The organism is Virgibacillus sp. JSM 102003 (genome assembly GCF_041949995.1).
Taxonomy (GTDB): domain Bacteria; phylum Bacillota; class Bacilli; order Bacillales; family Amphibacillaceae; genus Lentibacillus.
The window spans coordinates 39,065-58,935 of sequence record NZ_JBHFQH010000016.1 but is presented as its reverse complement, the minus strand read 5'-3'; the positions used below and the strand labels follow the sequence as shown (position 1 = coordinate 58,935).

At 39.3% G+C, this 19,871-nt stretch carries 16 protein-coding genes and 1 riboswitch; of the genes, 14 read left to right on the top strand and 2 right to left on the bottom strand.

Annotated elements, in window-relative coordinates:
* Positions 1–73 precede the first annotated feature (73 nt).
* From ACE1TG_RS16505 to ACE1TG_RS16490, 4 genes are all read left to right on the top strand, one after another.
* Entirely contained in the window at positions 74–1,177 is a 1,104-nt protein-coding gene (locus ACE1TG_RS16505) for a tetratricopeptide repeat protein (protein ID WP_375053507.1), read from the top strand.
* Between the two features lie 86 nt (positions 1,178–1,263).
* Positions 1,264–1,857, top strand: coding sequence for a nitroreductase family protein (locus ACE1TG_RS16500; RefSeq protein ID WP_375053506.1), 594 nt, complete (start codon positions 1,264–1,266; stop codon positions 1,855–1,857).
* A gap of 13 nt (positions 1,858–1,870) precedes the next feature.
* Positions 1,871–2,863 carry an ABC transporter substrate-binding protein gene (locus ACE1TG_RS16495; protein WP_375053505.1) on the top strand — a complete coding sequence of 331 codons (993 nt, stop codon included), beginning with the start codon at positions 1,871–1,873 and terminating at the stop codon, positions 2,861–2,863.
* Between the two features lie 4 nt (positions 2,864–2,867).
* Positions 2,868–4,892, top strand: coding sequence for an iron ABC transporter permease (locus ACE1TG_RS16490; protein WP_375053504.1), 2,025 nt, complete (start codon positions 2,868–2,870; stop codon positions 4,890–4,892).
* Positions 4,893–4,976: 84 nt separating this feature from the next.
* Here the strand turns inward: ACE1TG_RS16490 and ACE1TG_RS16485 are convergent, their stop codons facing one another.
* On the bottom strand, positions 4,977–6,920 hold the full coding sequence (locus ACE1TG_RS16485) for an aconitate hydratase (protein ID WP_375053503.1): 1,944 nt from the start codon (positions 6,918–6,920) through the stop codon (positions 4,977–4,979).
* A gap of 179 nt (positions 6,921–7,099) precedes the next feature.
* Entirely contained in the window at positions 7,100–7,636 is a 537-nt protein-coding gene (locus tag ACE1TG_RS16480; protein ID WP_375053502.1) for a YceI family protein, read from the bottom strand.
* Positions 7,637–7,827: 191 nt separating this feature from the next.
* Between ACE1TG_RS16480 and ACE1TG_RS16475 the strand changes: the two genes are divergently transcribed.
* From ACE1TG_RS16475 to ACE1TG_RS16430, 10 genes are all read left to right on the top strand, one after another.
* Positions 7,828–8,283 (top strand): DUF6884 domain-containing protein, encoded by a 456-nt coding sequence (locus tag ACE1TG_RS16475; protein ID WP_375053501.1) that lies wholly within the window; start codon positions 7,828–7,830, stop codon positions 8,281–8,283.
* Positions 8,284–8,304: 21 nt separating this feature from the next.
* On the top strand, positions 8,305–8,628 hold the full coding sequence (locus tag ACE1TG_RS16470) for a hypothetical protein (RefSeq protein WP_375053500.1): 324 nt from the start codon (positions 8,305–8,307) through the stop codon (positions 8,626–8,628).
* 1,188 nt (positions 8,629–9,816) lie between these two features.
* Positions 9,817–10,065 (top strand): phage holin, encoded by a 249-nt coding sequence (locus ACE1TG_RS16465; RefSeq protein WP_375053499.1) that lies wholly within the window; start codon positions 9,817–9,819, stop codon positions 10,063–10,065.
* Positions 10,066–10,878 (top strand): N-acetylmuramoyl-L-alanine amidase family protein, encoded by an 813-nt coding sequence (locus ACE1TG_RS16460; RefSeq protein ID WP_375053498.1) that lies wholly within the window; start codon positions 10,066–10,068, stop codon positions 10,876–10,878.
* A 63-nt stretch (positions 10,879–10,941) separates the two neighbouring features.
* A riboswitch (TPP riboswitch) is annotated at positions 10,942–11,046 on the top strand.
* A gap of 95 nt (positions 11,047–11,141) precedes the next feature.
* Entirely contained in the window at positions 11,142–11,720 is a 579-nt protein-coding gene (gene thiT / locus ACE1TG_RS16455; protein ID WP_375053497.1) for an energy-coupled thiamine transporter ThiT, read from the top strand.
* A 294-nt stretch (positions 11,721–12,014) separates the two neighbouring features.
* Positions 12,015–13,436, top strand: a complete 1,422-nt coding sequence (locus ACE1TG_RS16450) for a hypothetical protein (RefSeq protein WP_375053496.1) — start codon at positions 12,015–12,017, stop codon at positions 13,434–13,436.
* Between the two features lie 126 nt (positions 13,437–13,562).
* A complete protein-coding gene (locus tag ACE1TG_RS16445; protein WP_375053495.1) occupies positions 13,563–14,942 on the top strand; it encodes a Glu/Leu/Phe/Val family dehydrogenase in 1,380 nt (459 codons plus the stop codon).
* A gap of 636 nt (positions 14,943–15,578) precedes the next feature.
* Positions 15,579–16,397, top strand: coding sequence for a formate dehydrogenase accessory sulfurtransferase FdhD (gene fdhD / locus ACE1TG_RS16440; RefSeq protein WP_375053494.1), 819 nt, complete (start codon positions 15,579–15,581; stop codon positions 16,395–16,397).
* Between the two features lies 1 nt (position 16,398).
* Positions 16,399–19,350 carry a formate dehydrogenase subunit alpha gene (fdhF, locus tag ACE1TG_RS16435; protein ID WP_375053493.1) on the top strand — a complete coding sequence of 984 codons (2,952 nt, stop codon included), beginning with the start codon at positions 16,399–16,401 and terminating at the stop codon, positions 19,348–19,350.
* Complete coding sequence (locus ACE1TG_RS16430) at positions 19,340–19,810, top strand: helical membrane plugin domain-containing protein (protein ID WP_375053492.1); 471 nt, start codon at positions 19,340–19,342, stop codon at positions 19,808–19,810. Before fdhF ends, ACE1TG_RS16430 begins: the two co-directional genes overlap by 11 nt.
* Positions 19,811–19,871 lie beyond the last annotated feature (61 nt).

Sequence of the window (19,871 nt, the reverse complement as noted above, 5' to 3'; positions counted from 1 at the left end):
CTGAAACACCCCTTTAGCTTTATTTTAACATGAAATTTGGTTAATATTTAGTCAGAGAGGGGGAGTATTGGTTATGGATATTTTAAATTTGGCAGAAATATTTAATGATAATGTGTCAGTTGAACATAAAGATGATTTGGTACAGATTTTGGACGAGTTTAAGCGTGGACACTATCCGAACGTCCTGTCCAAGTCGAAAACTTTACGTGAAAATAATGATGTACATACAGTTCTTGTTCAAAAATTATGGATGGTTGAGGCGATTTGTCACGCGGAAATTGGTGAAAACAAGGCATCATCCGAAATAATCGCTCAGCTGTATAGGAATGATGATAGCGATTTAATGTTACTTGGTGAGCTCGCATTTATGTGTGACTATAAATTGGCACGCAGAATTATGACAGCTGCAATAAAACAAATGGAGGTAGAATTGGAAGCGGATCGAATAAAACTTGCTCGGGGTTATTTGGTATTGGCTGAAGTGGAAGAAAAGCTTGAAAAATTGGTTCGCTCTGTGAAGTATTTCCAAAAAGGGCTGAGCTATTTCGAGGAAGATGATAACAGGGATCAGTATATGATTTTGTATATCCATTTTAAAATTGGGATGCTTTATTCGATGCAAAATAAAGGTGATGAATCTATTTCATACCTCAAAAAAGTGATCGAGATGGCGGGGGATGATAATGAGGAACTTAAAATTAAAAGTCTCGTAAGTATTGCAAAAACATACGGCAGTAAAGATCAAAGTAAACAGGCATATCCATACTTAGAAGAAGCATTACAGCTTTTGGGGGACTCCTCATTAGTAAATACAATAGCACACGCTGAAGCATTAACAGAAATGGCATACTACTACTTTGGAAAATCAATGCTTAATGAGGCAGTTCCTTTTTATAAGGATGCAATTGAAACATATAATAATCTGCAATTTCCGTCACATCGACAGTTAGGTATGATTCATATGCAATATGCCTACTGTCTCGAACATAAGGAAGGAAGCAATCTCCTGGATGCATCCAAAAATTATGAGAAAGCAATTGAACGCCTTGAACTGACTAAGGACCGTCAGCTGCTTGAAAATGCATTGGCTGATGTAATAGCATTTTTTGATAACACTAACAATACAAAGAAAAAACGGTACTATGAAAATAAATTTGTAGAAATGGCTAATAGCTAAAAGATTTTCTTGACAGGGATCAGAATACATCGTAGTATTATAGATGATAATGATAATCTTTATCAATTAGCTAGTTTGAAGAGTAGGTGAGAAAGATCGATCTGATTGAACTTATGCGTAGCCGGCGCACGATCCTTGATTACAAAGAAGAAAAGGTTGATAGGGATTTACTTGTTAAATTATTTGACCATGCAGCATTTGCACCGAATCACCACCTGAAAGAACCATGGAGAATAAAAATTTTTGAAGATGAAGCACGTTCTGGCTTTGGTGAAAAAATTGTAGATAGTTACATACGATACGGATATTTAAACACTCTTTCAGATGAAAAGTTGAAGAAAGCACGACAAAAGTATGATCGATTTTTCAAGTCCGTACCACACCATGCTCTTTTTTATATGGATAAAGAGGATAATGGCGGGTACCTAGATGACGAAAACTATGCTGCTGTATGTGCATTCATCCAAAATTTTCAGCTAGCAGCCTGGTCGGAGGGGATTGGTACGATGTGGACAGCGAAGCCGACACTTTTAGATGAAGAATTTATAAGAGATATTGGTTTATCACCAAACAAACACCGGTTAATAGCTGTTGTTCAGATTGGGTACCCTAACAGAATCCCGCGCAATCGTGGACGAACACCGATACGTAATTCCATCGAGTGGATTCAAACAGTATAAAGGAGCGATTTACATGAAGAAATTAGCCATTTTTATGTTAATTTTAGTATTGTCTATTTTAGCTGCATGTGGTGGGAATAGTGATGATGGTAATGCGAATGAGAATAATAATTCGGATGATGAACGCCAAGTAAAAATCCAGGATGCTTTGGGTGAACAAACAATTGAAGGGACACCTGAAAAAATAGTAGCACTTGAGTGGTCGTATGCTGAAAATCTTTTGGCACTAGGTGTGCAGCCAGCTGGTGTTGCCGATTTGGATGGTTTTCATCAGTGGGTAAACATTGATAAGGAATTTGATGAGAGTGTTAAAGATGTGGGAACACGTCAGGAACCAAATCTGGAAGCTATTTCCCGATTAAATCCAGACTTAATTATTGCGGTTAAATTCCGTCATGAACAATACCTGGATAAATTAAAAGAAATTGCTCCAGTTGTTACGTTTGCTCCATATGGTGAAGAAGCTGTGCAGGACCATTATCAGAATATGGTTGACGAATTTAACACGATTGCTAAAATAATGGATAAACAGGAAGAAGCAGAACAAGCGTTATCGGATTTGAATAAGTTTGTCGATGAACAAAAGCAGCGTGTAGCTGACGCAGGGCTGGAAGGCACGAAATACATTGCAACACAGGCATTTACAGCACAAAACACACCGACATTAAGGTTATTCACCGAGAATTCTATCGTTGCGAAATTAATGAGTAAACTCGGCTTTCAGAATGCTTATTCAACAGACAAAACAGAAGTATACGGGTATAGCGAAGTTACGGTGGAAGCGCTGCAGAACTTCCAAGAGAATAACCTCCAATTTCTGTATATTGTGCAGGAAGAAGACAATATCTTCGAAAATCAGCTTAAAGGAAATCCTGTATGGGAAAATTTAAGCTTTGTCAAAAAAGGTAATACTCATCAATTACCTGGAGATACGTGGACATTTGGTGGTGTGTTATCAGCAGAAGTTTTAACAAAACAGTTAGTCGATGCTATGGTAAAAGAGTGATTTGATGAATGAGGCAGTAAGAAAATCTATGGTTGCGGTTCTAACCTTTGGGGGTGGAACCGCGCTTTTATGCATATTAACCTTTATACATATAAATCAGGGAAGTGTATCTATTCCAACTGGTACAATTATTGATTCTGTTTTTGCACCGGAGGATACATTACAGCATCATACAATTCGTATGTTACGGCTGCCGCGTGCGGTAATGGGCATTATTGCCGGGGGCGCACTGGCAGTTGCTGGTGTTGTTCTGCAAACAGTAACCAAAAATCCATTATCATCTGCAAGTACATTAGGAATTCATTCTGGTACTTATTTTGCAGTAGTATTTAGTACGGTTTTCTTTCCGGCAGCTTTAGTGGGAAATGGAATTATTGTCGCGTTTCTAGGCGGTATTTTAACCTTTTTAATCGTGTTTATATTGTCAGGTGGTAACAGTGCCACGCCGGTACGCATGGTTTTAGCAGGGATGATTGTTACATTTCTGTTTTCCTCCCTGACCAGCGTGCTGCAGATTTTTTATGAAAATGAAACAGCTGGGTTATTTTTATGGGGATCTGGTACGCTTGTTCAAAATGATTGGAGCGGTGTGAATTTTTCCTTACCGTTTGTAGTAATTGGTTTAGCAGTAATTCTGGGATTTACATTCAAGATGGATACATTGACATTGGGTGATGATGTTGCTGTTGCGCTGGGCCAAAATGTGAACGTCGTTAAGTTCGTATCGATTGTTGCAGCTGTATTACTGACTTCAGTAACGGTAAGTGTAGTCGGGCCGATAGGATTTGTCGGCCTGGTAGCACCACATATTATAAAGCTAATTGGCTATCGAAAACATTTGCCATTGGTTATCGCCTCGTTTATCTGGGGAGGAAATGTTCTGTTATTTGCTGACGTATTGGCTAGAGTGATTGATCCGTCATTTTCGGAACTGCCGGTCGGTGCGATAACGGCACTTATTGGAGCACCGTGGCTGATTTATCTGGTATTACGGATGAAGCGGTCAAAATATGGGGAAGAGAATTCAGCAGTTATGGCTGGGAAAAAAACTATTTCTATGCCACTGAAGGTAGTAATTCCTTTATTGATCAGTATTATTATCCTCACTATGATCGTTAGTTTGGCATCAGGAAATTATGGTTTTGAACCAGTACTGCTGTGGAATACGTTTTTCGGTGAATCAAATGATTTTATGCTTGGCTTAATAGTGGATTTACGATTACCTCGGGCACTTGTGGCATTACTTAGCGGGATGATACTTGCTGTAAGCGGGTTAATTTTTCAAGGTGTATTACGAAATCCGTTGGCAGATCCATCCGTTATCGGAATTACTTCAGGAGCTGGGGTTGGGGCACTGCTTACAATGTATGTCTTTGGAGTTTCTGCAGTATGGGTTCCGATTGGAGCAATGGCTGGTTCATTTGTATTTTTTGTATTCGTTATGATTTTGGCGATTCGCGCCCAATTTCAACCTACCATTTTGGCCTTGCTTGGAATAGGTGTTTCAGCGTTTGGTTCAGCTATTATCCAGATATTAGTTGTTCAGGCTGATATGGGAGTTGCTTCGGCGCTTACTTGGCTATCCGGAACAACTTATGCCAAAGGGTGGTCAGAACTTCTTGATTTCCTGATTTGGCCTGTAGTAATTTTGTTCCCGTTATTGTTAATACGAATCCGTGTGCTGGATACATTGTCGTTAGGTGATGACACTGCAAAAGGATTAGGATTAAATATAATGTCTGCACGGTTTCAGCTGGCTCTAATTGCAACATTATTGGCTGCATTCAGTGTGGCAGCAGTAGGGGCAATAGGATTTGTTGGCCTTATTGCACCACATGCTGCTCGATTGCTTGTAGGGCCGTCAAATCAGCGCTTGCTGCCAGTTACGATTTTAGTCGGTGGTGCGCTGTTAGTGATAGCTGATTTATTTAGCCGTACGTTATTAGCTCCAAATGAGATACCATCCGGGATACTTGTTGCAATAATTGGTGCACCATACTTTTTGTGGCTAATGAAGAAACGTGCTTGATGGGAAAGCAGTTAAACATATGAAAATGCAAAAGAGTGTGCTCCGAATTTATTGGGGAGCACACTCTTTTAATATTGCTGGGAACTAAACTTGCTTTTCTTTGATCCAATTTATCAGTCCGCCATGCATAATAATATCTTTTTGGCGAGGTGTTAAGTTATGTTCAACAGTAATATCTTCACCTTTATCAGCGAGTGTGGCAGTCAATTTATCACCTTCCATAAATTGCTGTCGCAGATTTGAAAAAGTCAGCACTTCCCCTTGGGTAAGCTTATCGTAATCGGCATCATTGGTAAATTTCAATGGAAGAATGCCAAAGTTTATCAGGTTCTGCCAATGGATTCGAGCATAGTCTTTTACAATGGCAGCACGTAGTCCAAGGTAACGGGGAGCTAATGCAGCGTGTTCACGACTGGAACCCTGACCATAGTTATACCCGCCGACTATAGCATGACCTCCGGAACTTTTACTTTCCATGCCTCGATTAACATAAGTTGAATCAACAGCTTCAAATGTGAATTTACTAATTTCAGGCAGGTTGCTGCGGTATGGAAGAACGCGTGCCCCGCCTGCGAGTATTTCATCAGTAGATATATTATCGCCAACTTTAAGAAGAACTGGAATTTCCAATTTATCTGGTAGATCCCCCATTTCAGGAATGGAAACAATATTTGATCCTTTTACTAAATCTACTCTATTTGCTTCTTCAGGTGGTAGTGGTCTATCTAATAGATCCTCTACGTTTGGATCACTTGGTTCACTTACTTTTGGATAGGCGAAATCCATCGTTCTAGGGTCGGTTATTTCACCTGTCAGCGCCGATACTGCTGCAGTCTCTGGACCACATAAAAATACACTGTCCTCACTTGTCCCAGATCTGCCAGGGAAATTCCGTGGTGTTGTCCGCAGGCTGTTTCTGCCTGAAGCTGGAGCTTGACCCATGCCAATACAGCCGTTACAGCCTGCCTGATGTAATCTGGCGCCTGCCTGCAATAAACTGGCAATATGAAATTCTTTTACGAGATTTGTTAGCATTTGTCTTGATGTCGGATTGATATCGAATGACATTCCATCCGCAATGCGCCGTCCTTTTACAATTTCAGCTGCTACAGCAAAATCACGATAGCCAGGATTAGCTGATGAACCAATATATGATTGATAGATTGGGGTTCCAGCAATTTCACTGACTGGTACAACATTCCCTGGACTGGATGGCTTGGCAATCAACGGTACCAGTTCTGACAAATTGATTTCATCATAACTGTCATAAGTGGCACCATTATCTGCAACCAGTTCAACCCAGTCATCCTCGCGGTCTTGCTGGGCTAAAAATCGTTTCACCTCATTGTCTGATGGAAATACTGTAGCGGTTGCACCTAATTCTGCTCCCATGTTTGCGATGACATGACGATCCATGGCAGATAAATTATCCAGTCCTGGTCCGTAATACTCGATTATTTTACCGACACCGCCCTTAACATCGTATCGTCTGAGCATTTCTAAAATTACGTCCTTCGCACTCACCCAATCTGGTAAGTCACCGGTCAATTTTACCCCCATTACTTCAGGCATTTTAATAAAGAACGGTTCACCAGTTATGGCCATAGCAACGTCAATTCCGCCAGCACCCATTGCGAGCATTCCCATACAGCCGTTTGCACATGTGTGACTATCTGAACCGAGGAGTGTTTTACCTGGCACAGCAAGTCTCTGCATATGAACTGGGTGACTAACGCCATTTCCGGGACGGCTATAGTACAATCCAAACCGTTGTGCCGCACTTTCTAAAAATAAATGGTCGTCCGGATTCTTGTTATCTACCTGAATAAGGTTGTGGTCAACGTACTGTGCAGAAGCTTCTGTCTTGGCGTAGTCCAATCCCATTGCTTCAAGTTCCAGCATGACCATAGTTCCAGTCGCGTCCTGTGTTAGTGTTTGATCTATGTCCAGGCTAATTTCCGACCCTGGTTCCATCTCTCCTGATTTCAGATGTTTATTAATGAGTTTTTGAGCTACATTTAAGGCCAATTTTAATCCTCCTTTTGAATTGTATCCATAGTAGTGTTTACCTCAAATTACGGAAAATAAAACAGGGGAGGTTGGAGTTTAACTAATATTGGTGCGTTCGACAATGTTCGCTAAAAACCGGGAAGTGACAGGCACCAAAAAAGGATGCCACCTTTTTGGTGACATCCTGTCTGTCTTGGTTACGCTTCTTTATGAGCTTCAATTTCGAAGTTAATCTTAATTTCGTCACCAATTAGTACGCCACCAGTTTCTACTGCAGCGTTCCAAGTTAAACCGAAATCTTTACGGCTAATTTTAGTTCCGCCACTAAAGCCAGCAACTGTATTACCACTCATTGGATCTTTACTTTGTCCTTCAAATACTACATCAACTGTTACTGGATTCGTTGTTCCGCGAATAGTAAGGTCGCCAGTAACATCGTAGTTGTTATCCGATTTTTTCTTGATGTCTGTTGCTACAAACGTGATCTTTGGATAATTCTCAACATCAAAGAAATCTCCTGAACGTAAATGATCGTCACGATCTTTATTACGAGTATTAATGCTGCTTGCATCAATTGTTAGTTCAACTTTTGAATCTGTTAAATTATCTACATCAGCTTCTATAACAGCATCAAAATCATCAAAGCTTCCTTTCGCTTTTGAAATCATCATATGTTTAACTGAAAATCCTAATTCACTGTGTACTGTATCTACACTCCATGTAGTTCTTGCCATGTAAAATCCCTCCGTTAATTTTCAATAGTTACTTTATGTAACTTAGTTTAAAATAATAAATAGGTATTGTCAAGTAATTTTTAAATAAAAATTTTGATTTCAAAATATGTTTACCCGTATTTTCATATTATTAAACAATCTAACCGTGCTATAATAAACAGCAGAAGTCATAGACTAAGAGGTTGTGAAAAATGAGTCAGTTAAGTATAATTCCATGTGGCAGGAAAAAAATATGGGACAAAAACCCGGACTTAGGCGCTGTACCGGCAAAAGAAGCGTATATTGGCACATTACATAAATTGTGCAGAAGTTACGCCGAACAGTTTACAGATAAATGGGTGATACTATCTGCCAAGCATGGTTTTCTGTTCGCAGATGATATTGTTGATGGCCAATACGATGTGACATTTAATCAAAAGAGTGATCAGATAATTACATTTGATAGGTTGAGAGAACAAGTTCATGACATGAAGCTGGATATGTTTGATCAATTGGTTGTTTTAACAGGAAAAAAATATAAACCGGTTATTAATGGGTGTTTTAATGATGATCAGTCACGGACATTTCCTCTTTCACAATATGGAGGAATTGGTTATATTCTGCAGGCATTAAAGCAATCTCTGGAGAAAAATACACCCATTCACTAATTAGATAGGGGACTAGACATAATGAATCGCGTAGTTTTGATAGCTATTATTTTAATTGGATACATGATATACATCACAATTAAGCATAAAGAGACTGTGAAGAAGTTGTCATTGTCGCAGCAAGCAGGGGTAGCAATTTCATTCCTTGGTGTTGTTGGAATCGGGTGTTATATCTTATTTAATAGTGTTCGTTATTTTGATGCAGCTGTATCTAATGATATATTCAGTATGATTATTCAATTTATAATTGCTTTAGTTGTATTGGTCATAAGTGTACTTACTTTTAGTGCAATTGCTTATAAAATAACAAATGGTATATTACCAATTGAACGAAAACGAAAATAATACTGAAAAAGATAGGACTAAAATTTTTTACTTATACTAATAATAGGCTAGGATGTTTAGAACGTTCATTTTCAATGGCTGGCTCTAATACGTAGTTGATTTAAACTGCGAACTACTATTTAAAAAGTTTGAGTGTTACTATACCGCTCCGGAAATACACTCCGCGCACCTAGGGCGCTGATGAGCCTCCTTGCTCCTACGTCGCTGCGTAGTCTCATCTAGGCCACGGCTCCCACAGGAGTCTACGTGTATTTCCTTCGCTATGTATTGCTCACTAGAACTTAACAAAATAAGATTTTATACGACTAAACCAGCAGTTGGAATATGCGAGACTTCTGTGGGACAGCGATCCTAAGAGACCCTACAGGGAGCGTTCTTTGCGAGCGAGGAGGCTCGTGGTGAGCCCTAGGTGCGCGAGTATATTCCAACTGCGTGGTTAGAGAACAACACTTACATTCAGTCTACTTCGCAGTTTATATCTAATATGCAACATTAGAAAACTAGACATTCGCCAAGCCTTTTGGTGAATGTTTAGTAGCACTTATGCAGTAAGAAATATGAAAAAACCTCTCTGACTTGATTTTAACGGACACAGGAGACGCTATTTCTATATAAAAGAAACCTTCTCGAAGTTATCCGGACACAGAAGCCCTTATTTCACTTATATCATGGTTATTTGAATGTATTTATGTAAAATAAGGTCTCTGGTGTCCGCAAACACCCCCATTTTCGTGGATTTCTGCTAAATAACGTCCCTAGTGTCCGCAAAACCTCAAATCTGCTATATGCAAAATAATTTTCATGATAGGTGGTGGCTAAGCATTTTAGCAGCCATGGTGCTTTCTTAACTCCAAAATAAATCCGAACTAATTCGAATTCTATTTTAAGAATTTGAATCTTAGTTCGGATTTTCCTTTGACTGAAACACCTTTGTCCTGACCTCTTGTTTGTGCAGATAATTATGTATATCTATTTTTTACTGGGCGAAACCAAGTCTCCTAAATAAGCTTTCAACAAAACCCCTTTACGATAAACCAAAATTTTCTGTTCTAATGCCACTTTTTAAGCCTGGGGTTCGATTGTTTGTGTAGAACAGATAATTTGGATTGCCCTTTACATTAGCCGTTCCATTATTACACCAATTTGAAAATACTAATGTAAGACAAATTTCTTACCGGAGGTGAAAAAGTGGATAAAGGTACTGTAATAAGAACGGCTGCACTTCTTTTGGCCCTTGTGAACCAATGTCTTGTTATGTTTGGAAAATCCCCGTTACCGATTGATAGTGAAATGTTGGAACAAGTAATGTCATTTTCATTCCTGGTTGTAACATCAATTTCCGCTTGGTTTAAAAATAACTATGTAACTAAAACAGGCATGAAGCAAAAAGAAGTAATACAGGAAAAAGGCCTAATAGGCAAAAATGGAGGTAATTAAATGAAACCAGTCTTAATAATTGATCCAGGTCATGGAGGAAAAGACCCAGGTGGTGGATCCAATCGGTATTGGGTTGAGAAAGATATGAATCTATCTATTTCACTCTATCAGTATCAACGGTATGAGCAGTTAGGAATTCCGGTTGCTATTACACGGCAGAAGGATGTCACCTTATCACCGGCAGAAAGAACTAAGATTGTTCGGGATAGTGGTGCAAGGTATTGTCATTCAAATCATATCAATGCTGGTGGAGGGGATGGTGGCGAGATTATTCATTCTATCTATGGTGGAGAGGATATGGCCGAAGAGATAGCTTTTGAATTAAAGCATGCAGGTCAAAATATACGCAGGATTTTTACAAGAACACTGCCAAATGACCGTGCACGCGACTTTTATTATATGAATCGTGACACGGGAAAAGTTGTAACAAACATAATTGAGTATGGTTTTGCCGATTCACGAGGTGATGATGTTGACCAGGTAAAGGATCATTGGCAGGAGTTAGCTGAATCTGTTGTAAGGGCATTTTGCACGTTTAGTGGATTTTCCTATAAAGGTAATGGAGTTAGTGAAACACTTACTAAATACTTAAGTCTGCCACCGGAAGCTTTAAGCTGGCGAGTTTATCCAATAGATGCAACGCCGGTTAAAGGTAATGAAAAAGGTTTTTTACGCCCTGATAAATTTGGTGGATTAACGTATAAAGTTATTGGCAGCCCGCAGGCACATGTCTACCTTATTCAAACCCGGGATTTTGGCAAGGTTCAAATATATGCGCATCCAAATACAGGAGCTATTGTTTCAGCTAAATAAGAAACCGTTGTCAATTGTAAATCGATACGTTATAATAAATGTAATGAAAAAAGCAGAATAATAGAAGCCTACAGGGGGAGCCGTTTGGCTGAGAGTGAACGTGATACTAGTTCTTACCCTTAGAACCTGTTAGTTAGTACTAACGTAGGGATGGTGGCTTTTTTGATGGAATAAAAAGCAATGTTGTGAGCGGATTCCCCATCAGGAAGCTTCCCCTTGGCATTGCTTTTTTTGTATTTATTCAAAGGGGGAGGTAATCTAAAATGAGTTCAAAGCGCACGTTATTTATGATTGAGGTGGCAATATTTGCTGCCATGGCATTACTGTTGGATATAATTCCTTTTTTAAAGTTTTCTATTTGGCCACAGGGTGGATCTGTTTCTTTTGCTATGATTCCCATATTCATTATGGCTTTCCGTTGGGGATTGAAAGGTGGTCTGGTGGCTGGCTTCCTGCTAGGAGTCATGCAGGTCGTAATGTCCGGACCAATAATTTTAACACCTGTCCAGGGATTTCTTGATTATATTGTTGCTTTCACTTTAATTGGTATGGCAGGAATATTTGTTAAACCAGTTCAACATGCTGTCAAGGAAGGAAAAGCGAAGATAAGCTTCTTCCTAATTATGTCAGGTGTTTTTATAGGGTCAGCACTACGCTTTTTGGCACATTTTACAGCCGGTATCGTGTTCTTTGGGCAATATGCACCAGAAGGCCAGCCAGTCTGGTTATATTCGTTACTGTACAGTGGATCTTACATGCTGCCATCCTTTATCATCTGTACAATTATTGTTTTTCTATTGTTCTACAAACAACCAAAAACATTAATGCAAACTGCATCGTAAATTAATAAAATCCGTTCACAGAAAATAGTCCTTTGTAATATAAGGGCTATTTTTTTATACTTAAGGCAGAGGTGATTATTATGAAAGAATTAATCGGACAGTGCCAGTCATGTGGACAAAACGTATATTGCAAGGATGGTTTTTTTGACGGTGTTCAACAAAATGGAAAGCTACTTTGCAATGAATGTGCTAATGAAAAGGAATCAAAATAGGCAACTAACATTGGAATAAACTCTCACCGCTTTCTTTCAGTGTGCATAGGCTATAGCACACTTAAGAAAGGAAGTGTTATCGGTGGAGCTAACTATATCGCATTGGCTATACGGTATATTTACACTAATAATTATTTTCACAATGATTTTCAGAAGAGGTGTTGTGCTTCCTTCGTTACTTGGGACATTTGTGATTGCCTGGGTTTATAACGGGAGTTTAATCGACGGTTTTACCGCCATATTTAATGCCAATCTTGTTGCAGCAAAAGAACTGTTCAGTATATTTCTGATCATTACTTTTATGATGGCATTACTTCATTCATTACGTGATTTGGGTGCCGATCGAAGAATGATCCAGCCAATCCAAAAAGTAATGATAAATGGCCATGTTTCATTTTTTGTATTAATCGCTGTCACCTATGTAATTTCGCTCTTTTTCTGGCCGACACCGGCAGTACCGCTTATTTGTGCATTGCTGGTACCCGCAGCCATCCGCTCGGGACTCCCAGCGTTAACTGCAGCAGTTGCTGTTGCGCTGGCTGGACAGGGAATGGCGTTATCTTCTGATTATATTGTTCAGGTTGCTCCAGGGCTATCAGCAAAATCAGCCGGAATCGATGTTGGTTTGGTTGCTGATAAGGCATTAATCCTATCTGTTATTACTGGCGCAGTTGCAATAGGGTTAGCATATCTCTTTTATCGAAAAACAATCCGCTCAAAAAGCAGTGAACTGAATGAAAAAGAGCTGGAGGCATTACAGGCAACTCAGGAGTCAACGAATCAAGCACATTCAACACATCTGAATACGTGGAGTAAAGTATTTGCAGTACTTGTTCCCATTGCCCTTTTGACAGTAGTAATCTACATGATGTATACAAAACTTTTATCAGGACGAATGAGTGGTTTTGAAGGTGGGGATGGTGCTGCATTTATTGGTGGCGTTGCTGTAATCTTATTGTTATTATCTACGGTCGCCTTTGGTCGACACCATGCACTTGATTATATTAGTAACCATATTACAGATGGCTTTGTATTTGCTTTTAAGGCAATGGGTCCGGTTATTCCAATTGCAGGGTTCTTCTTCCTTGGCAGTGCAGACTTCTCCGGAAGTATTCTAGGTGTGGGTGAAAAAGCGCCCGGATTACTGTTTGACCTTGTACAATCCTCACAGGCCTTTTTACCGCAAAGTGCGTTATTTGCAGCATTTAGTGTATTGATTATTGGTATTATTACTGGGCTGGATGGATCAGGGTTCTCAGGTTTGCCACTGACTGGAGCTCTTGCTGCTTCTCTAGAAAGTTCGGCTATTGACTCTGGAACACTCGCAGCCATTGGCCAAATGGGTTCAATTTGGACCGGTGGAGGTACAATTGTTGCTTGGTCCTCTATGATTGCGATTGCTGGATTTTGTGGCGTTTCAGTTATGGATTTGGTCCGGAAAAACTTTGTTCCGGTTATTCTTGGTTTAATCATTTCTACCGTCTTTGCTGTTTTAATTTTATAAGGAATTGAATAATTGTATATAAACAAGTAAATCCTCCAAGTAGAACAGTATTATTAGTTTATCGTATATTTGTTTGATACACTTTAATAAATTAGGAAAAATTTACTACTGATGGAGGTTTTCAATATGGCAAACAGTACCACAAAAATTGTTCAGGAGTCGCTAGAAGCTTTATTGGATGATAAATCCTTTTTACCAGAACTGACGGACAAAACACGTGAGAAGGCATTTACGTCGTTGGTATCTATCTTATCCACTCCTAACCATGTAAACAAATCCTTTTTACGAATTGCACTCGAAAATGGAAAGGTAACACGTGTGCCTTCTTTTCGGGTTCAGCATAATAATATTCTTGGTCCATATAAGGGTGGTATTCGTTTTCATGAATCTGTTAATGAAGATGAAGTGATTAACCTTGCATCACTCATGACACTAAAGAATGCGCTTCATGAGGTACCGTTTGGTGGTGGAAAAGGCGGAGTTGTTATTAACCCGAGAGACTATAGTGTCAAAGAATTATATATGATTTGTAAAAAATATGTACAGTATTTTGGTGAAATTCTTGGACCTGATAAAGATATTCCAGCACCAGATGTTGGTACAGGTGACCGTGAAATGGACTGGATGATGGGTGAATATAAAAGTATTCGTCCTGGAAGCCCATATCGTGGCAGCTTTACTGGCAAAAGTGTAGAGAATGGTGGGTCATTAGGACGGAGGGAAGCAACTGGTAAAGGTGTTTATTTCGCATTTCGCTACATGATCCATAACTTTGTTAAGAATCAGGAAAAGTGGCTCTCAGAACGCGAGAATGTTTTTGCAAAAACAGCTTTAAAACATATGGATAAAACACTGACAATGGCAGTACAAGGGTTTGGTAATGTTGGCTCTGTTGCCGCACTTGAGGCTTTTCAATGCAAACATTTGAATAATAAAATTGTTTCAGTTAGTGATCGGAATGTAACGCTATATAATTCCGATGGTTTGGATATTCCGGGCCTTGTTAAATTCACTTCCAATAGTGGTGGGGATCTTCCAGTTGATGAAGAACAGTTAAAAGAAGCTGATGTGAAAGCTACCATTAAGGATCGTGATGACGTATTAGGTCTGGATGTTGATGTATTATTTTTGGCTGCCCTGGAAGATCAGGTGCATCAGGAAAACATGAAAGACATAAAGGCAAGTATCGTAGTGGAAGGAGCAAACGCACCAGTAACCAGTGGAGCAGATAAATACCTGAGTGAAAAAGGTGTCATTATTGTTCCTGATATCTTAGCAAATGCTGGTGGTGTCATCGTTTCTTATTTTGAATGGCTGCAAGGCCGAGAAACGCAATTTTTCAGTGAAGAAGAAATCTTTAAGCGTTTATTTGATAAAATGCAGCAAACGTTTGATACAATCTTTCCACAATTTTTTGGGGATCCGTTTCCGTTGCGGCAGAACTGTTATATTCATGCTGTAATGAAAATATCAACAATTCTATATAAGCAAGGTAAACTATATTAGAAATTAAGCAGTTTAGTTTTGGGAGAGAAAGAATAATTAGCATATGTCTTGCCCCTATTGTTGAAGAACCCTTTTATTAACGGAATGAGGTCCGGTTTACTGATTTGACGGATCCTCATTCCGTTATTTCCTTGAAAACCCTCGTTTTTGGCTTGGAGGCGGATCCTCGTTCCGCTATTTACCATTTTTACCTCAAATTTAGCTGATTTTCTGCATATAGCGGAACGAGGATCCGTCTCACCCTTCCGATAGCACGTTTTCTGCTATTTAACGGAATGAGGATTCACGTCGACTGTTTGGCGGATCCTAATTCCGAGAATCCTTCCAGTTTAAGTCACAAACTTATGCGTTTTATACTCCTAAATAGTTTTTTTGCCTTCTCAGTCAAAAACTGAACTTGTTTCCTTAATTGAACTGCTTTTATTAGCAGTTAAGAACTATTCGGAATATCCTGAAGCTGCAATTCATCGCCCTTACTCAAAATTGAACTACATCGGTTCATACGGAATGTCTTTTTATACTACTGAATATGTTATAATATTCAGTAATTAAGTTAAGCTGTTTTAAACGTAATTTGAATGGGGTAATTATTATTAAAGAAGAAAATGTAAGCGGATACAAGGAGGGGTATTAAAAGTGAATGATAAAACCCTGTCGTTATGGAAGACAACGAAGTATAATCAGCATTTAAAAGCAACAGAAGAGGATGAGATTGCCAAAGAAGCCCCTATTACAATAACGATTAATGGAGAGCAGTATGCCACAATTGTTTGCACACCAAGTGATATCTATGAAATGACGTTTGGGTATCTGGCATCTGAGGGACTTATCCGTTCAGTTGATCAAGTGGAAAATCTATCAATTGATGAAGTTAAGGGCTTTGCATATGTTGATTTGTCAATCCCAGTTTCAATTCCTGAACGAACGGAAAGATGGATTGGCTCATGCTGTGGGAAGAGCAGGGAATTCTATTTAAAACAGGATGTAAAAACTGCTAAAACTATCATGTCTAATACAAAAATTTCTTCTGAGCAAATCTATCAATTAATGAAGGAATTTGACTCCAGGTCAGAAGTATTCGATAGAACAGGAGGTGTACATCAGGCAGCATTGGCATCTGGTGATAAAATTATAGCTTCTTATATTGATATTGGACGTCATAATGCGCTTGATAAACTGTATGGCTATATATTGCGAAATCGTCTAACCCTGAAAAATAAATGTATTTTGTTCAGTGGGAGAATTTCGTCTGAGGTAGTATTAAAAGTTTCCAAAATCGGTGCAGGGCTATTGGTAGCCAAGTCAGCACCAACAGATCTTGCATTGAAGCTTGCTGATGATTTGCAAATTACTGCTGTTGGTTTCGCTCGTGACACTAGTCTGAATGTATATACTCATGAAAACAGAGTTTATGGCAACACAGAGCAGAATATACATTTTTTGGGGAGGCGATAATGTGCAAAATAAGGATCATATTGTAATTAAGCTAAATGGAGAAGAATACCTAGCAGAACATAACCAGAATCTATTGGATTTGATTAACACAACAGGCGAATTTGTGCCACAAATTTGTTACAACGAGTCGTTGGGACCTGTGCAAACTTGTGATACGTGTATGGTAAAGGTTGACGATGAGATTGTTCGTGCATGTGGAACAACAGTCACACCTGGTATGGAAGTGAATACAACAATTGAGCCTGTGAATGCAGCTCAAAAGGAAGCTCTCGACAGAATACTAGAAAAGCATGAGTTGTATTGTACTGTCTGTGACTATAACAATGGCTCATGCGAAATTCATAATACGGTTGCAGAATTTGGGTTGGAGTATCAGTCAAGACCGTTTGAGCCAAAACCATATGAAATTGATGATTCAAGTCCGTTCTACCGATATGATCCAGACCAGTGTATATTGTGCGGGAGATGTGTTGAAGTATGCCAGGATATCCAGGTCAATGAAACACTATTAATTGATTGGAAGCGAGAGAAGCCTCGCGTTGTCTGGGATAACGATGTACCTATTGATCAATCATCTTGTGTGGGATGTGGACAATGTGTCACTGTATGTCCGTGTAATGCTTTAATGGAAACATCAATGGTTGGCGAAGCGGGATATATGACTGATCATAGCCCTGGACTTTTACGGTCCATGATTGATTTAACGAAAAAGGCAGAACCAGGATATGGACCTCTATTTGCGGTATCTGACACGGAAGCGTCTATGCGGGAAGAAAGGATCGAAAAGACGAAGACTGTTTGTACATACTGCGGTGTCGGATGCACATTTGATGTTTGGACAAAGGATCGTAAAGTACTAAAAGTAGAACCACAGCAAGATTCACCCGCAAATGGGATTTCTACTTGTATTAAAGGGAAATTCGGATGGGATTATGTGAATTCGGATGAACGACTGACAAAGCCATTAATTCGTGATGGTGAATCTTTTGTGGAAGTAGAATGGGATGAAGCACTGGATTATGTTGTGAAGCGTTTTTCAGAGATTAAGGAAGGTAATGGTGCAGATGCACTTGGATTTATTTCTTCATCTAAAGCAACAAATGAAGAGTCTTATTTGATGCAAAAACTGGCAAGACAGGTAATTGGAACAAACAATATCGATAACTGCTCACGCTATTGTCAGGCACCGGCTACAAAAGGTCTTTTTCGAACAGTAGGACATGGAGGGGACTCAGGTTCAATTGATGATATTGGTAAGGCGGAAATGGTTATAACAATAGGTTCTAACACTACCGAATCACATCCCGTGCTTGGTTCGCGTATAAAGCGTTCACAAAAATTATTTGGTCAAAAGCTGTATGTATTTGATTTACGAAAACATGAAATGGGGCAGCGTGCTGATAGGTTTTTTCAGCCTAAAAGTGGAACAGATCTAGTTTGGCTGTCTGCGGTGACAAAATATATTATCGATCAAGGCCTAGAAAATCGTACGTTTATTGATAAATGGGTGAATGGATTTGAGGCGTATAAGGAATCTTTGCAAAAGTTTACGCTGGAATATGCTGAACAATTAACAGGTATATCCAAAAAGGAATTAATAGAAATTGCGGAACAGATTGTCAGTGTTGATAAACTTGCAATTTGCTGGGCTATGGGAGTAACCCAGCATCAGCTTGGCAGTGATACGAGTACAGCAATCTCAAATCTGTTATTAATCACCGGAAACTATATGCGAAACGGTACAGGGGCATATCCATTACGGGGTCATAATAATGTCCAAGGATGCAGTGACTTTGGTAGTATGCCGAACTTCTTCCCTGGATATGAACTGGTTGCAGATGATGATGTTCGCGGGCGCTATGAGGATGCCTGGGGTGCAGAGATTCCAAGCGAACCTGGAAAAGATAACCATGAAATGATTAAGGCTATCCATGAAGGGAGTTTGAACGCTTTATATGTGCTGGGAGAGGATACTGGGATAGTTGATGCAAACATTAATTATGTTACCGCTGCATTTGAAAAACTCGATTTCTTTGTTATTCAGGATTTATTTTTAACGAAGACAGCAGAATATGCCGATGTTATTTTACCAGCTGTTCCAAGTCTTGAAAAAGAAGGAACCTTCACGAACACAGAAAGACGTATTCAACGCTTGTATAAAGCGCTGGATCCTGTGGGAGACTCCCGTCCGGATTGGCAAATTATTATGGACATTGCAAACAGATTAGGATACGGATGGGATTACGCAAACCCTTCAGAAATTATGGATGAGGCTGCAACACTTGCACCATTATTTGCTGGGGTAAGTTATACTAGATTAACAGACTATAATAGCCTTCAATGGCCAGTTGAAGCGGATGGGACCGATACACCGCTGTTATATACTGACGGTTTCCCGTTTGATGATCATAAAGCAAGATTGTACCCACTCAAATATGAATTAAAATATGATACAAATGAAAAATATGATTTGCATGTGAATAATGGCAGAGTACTGGAACATTTTCATGAGGGTAATATGACATATAAATCAATAGGGATTACAAGTAAAATGCCAAATGCGTTTATTGAAATTTCACCTGAATTAGCTGAAGAACGGGGAATTAAAGAAGGCGCAGAAGTTAAGCTGACTTCGGAAGCTGGGGAAGCAACCGGAATTGCTCACATTACAGATCGTGTACGCGGTAAAGAACTGTACCTGCCATTAAATGATAATGGGAAATTAGCTGTCAATTATTTAACTGACAACAATGTGGATAAGGATACGAACACTCCTTCTTACAAGGAGATAGCTGTAAAAATGGATGTTATAAAGAAAAAAGGGAAAAGTCCCTTGCCACCAAATAACTACAGGCGAGGAAATCCGCAACCGCAGATTAGTGTGAAGGTAGAGGATAAATGGACTCGTGATGACTATATTTTCCCAGGAAGCCAGGTGAAGCATGATGTCTAATCCAATAACCAATATTAAGCGAATGGAAATCCCAGAAGAAACCACGAAAGAGCGGAACCTTGACGAAGTCTCTCAGGCGGTAAGCGAAAACAAAGAGGCAATTTTAAAAGGAATTGATTTTTTGGCAACGCTTAATAAAAGTGGCTCGTTGGATACAGTAAATGCCTTGGTAAAACATAAAGAGGATGCATTGGAAAATGTGATGGGTGAGTTAAATAAACCGCAATATTCAGGAACACTGGAAAACCTGAGCAAATTATTCTTGTTTATTGGTGACCTTAAAGTGGATGAAATTCAATATTTTGCTGATAGGCTTAATCGTGGAATGGAAGTAGCAAGTACATCTGAGGATTCAGATAAGACATCATATATGGACCTTTTAAAGGCATTGAAGGATCCGGAAATCAATAGGAGTGTTACGATGCTGTTGCAGTTTTTGCGTGGGATGGGACGAGAATAAAGTACGTGAGCCTCAAAGGTGCTAGAAGCAACTTTTGAGGCAATCTTATAAGAGGTTTATT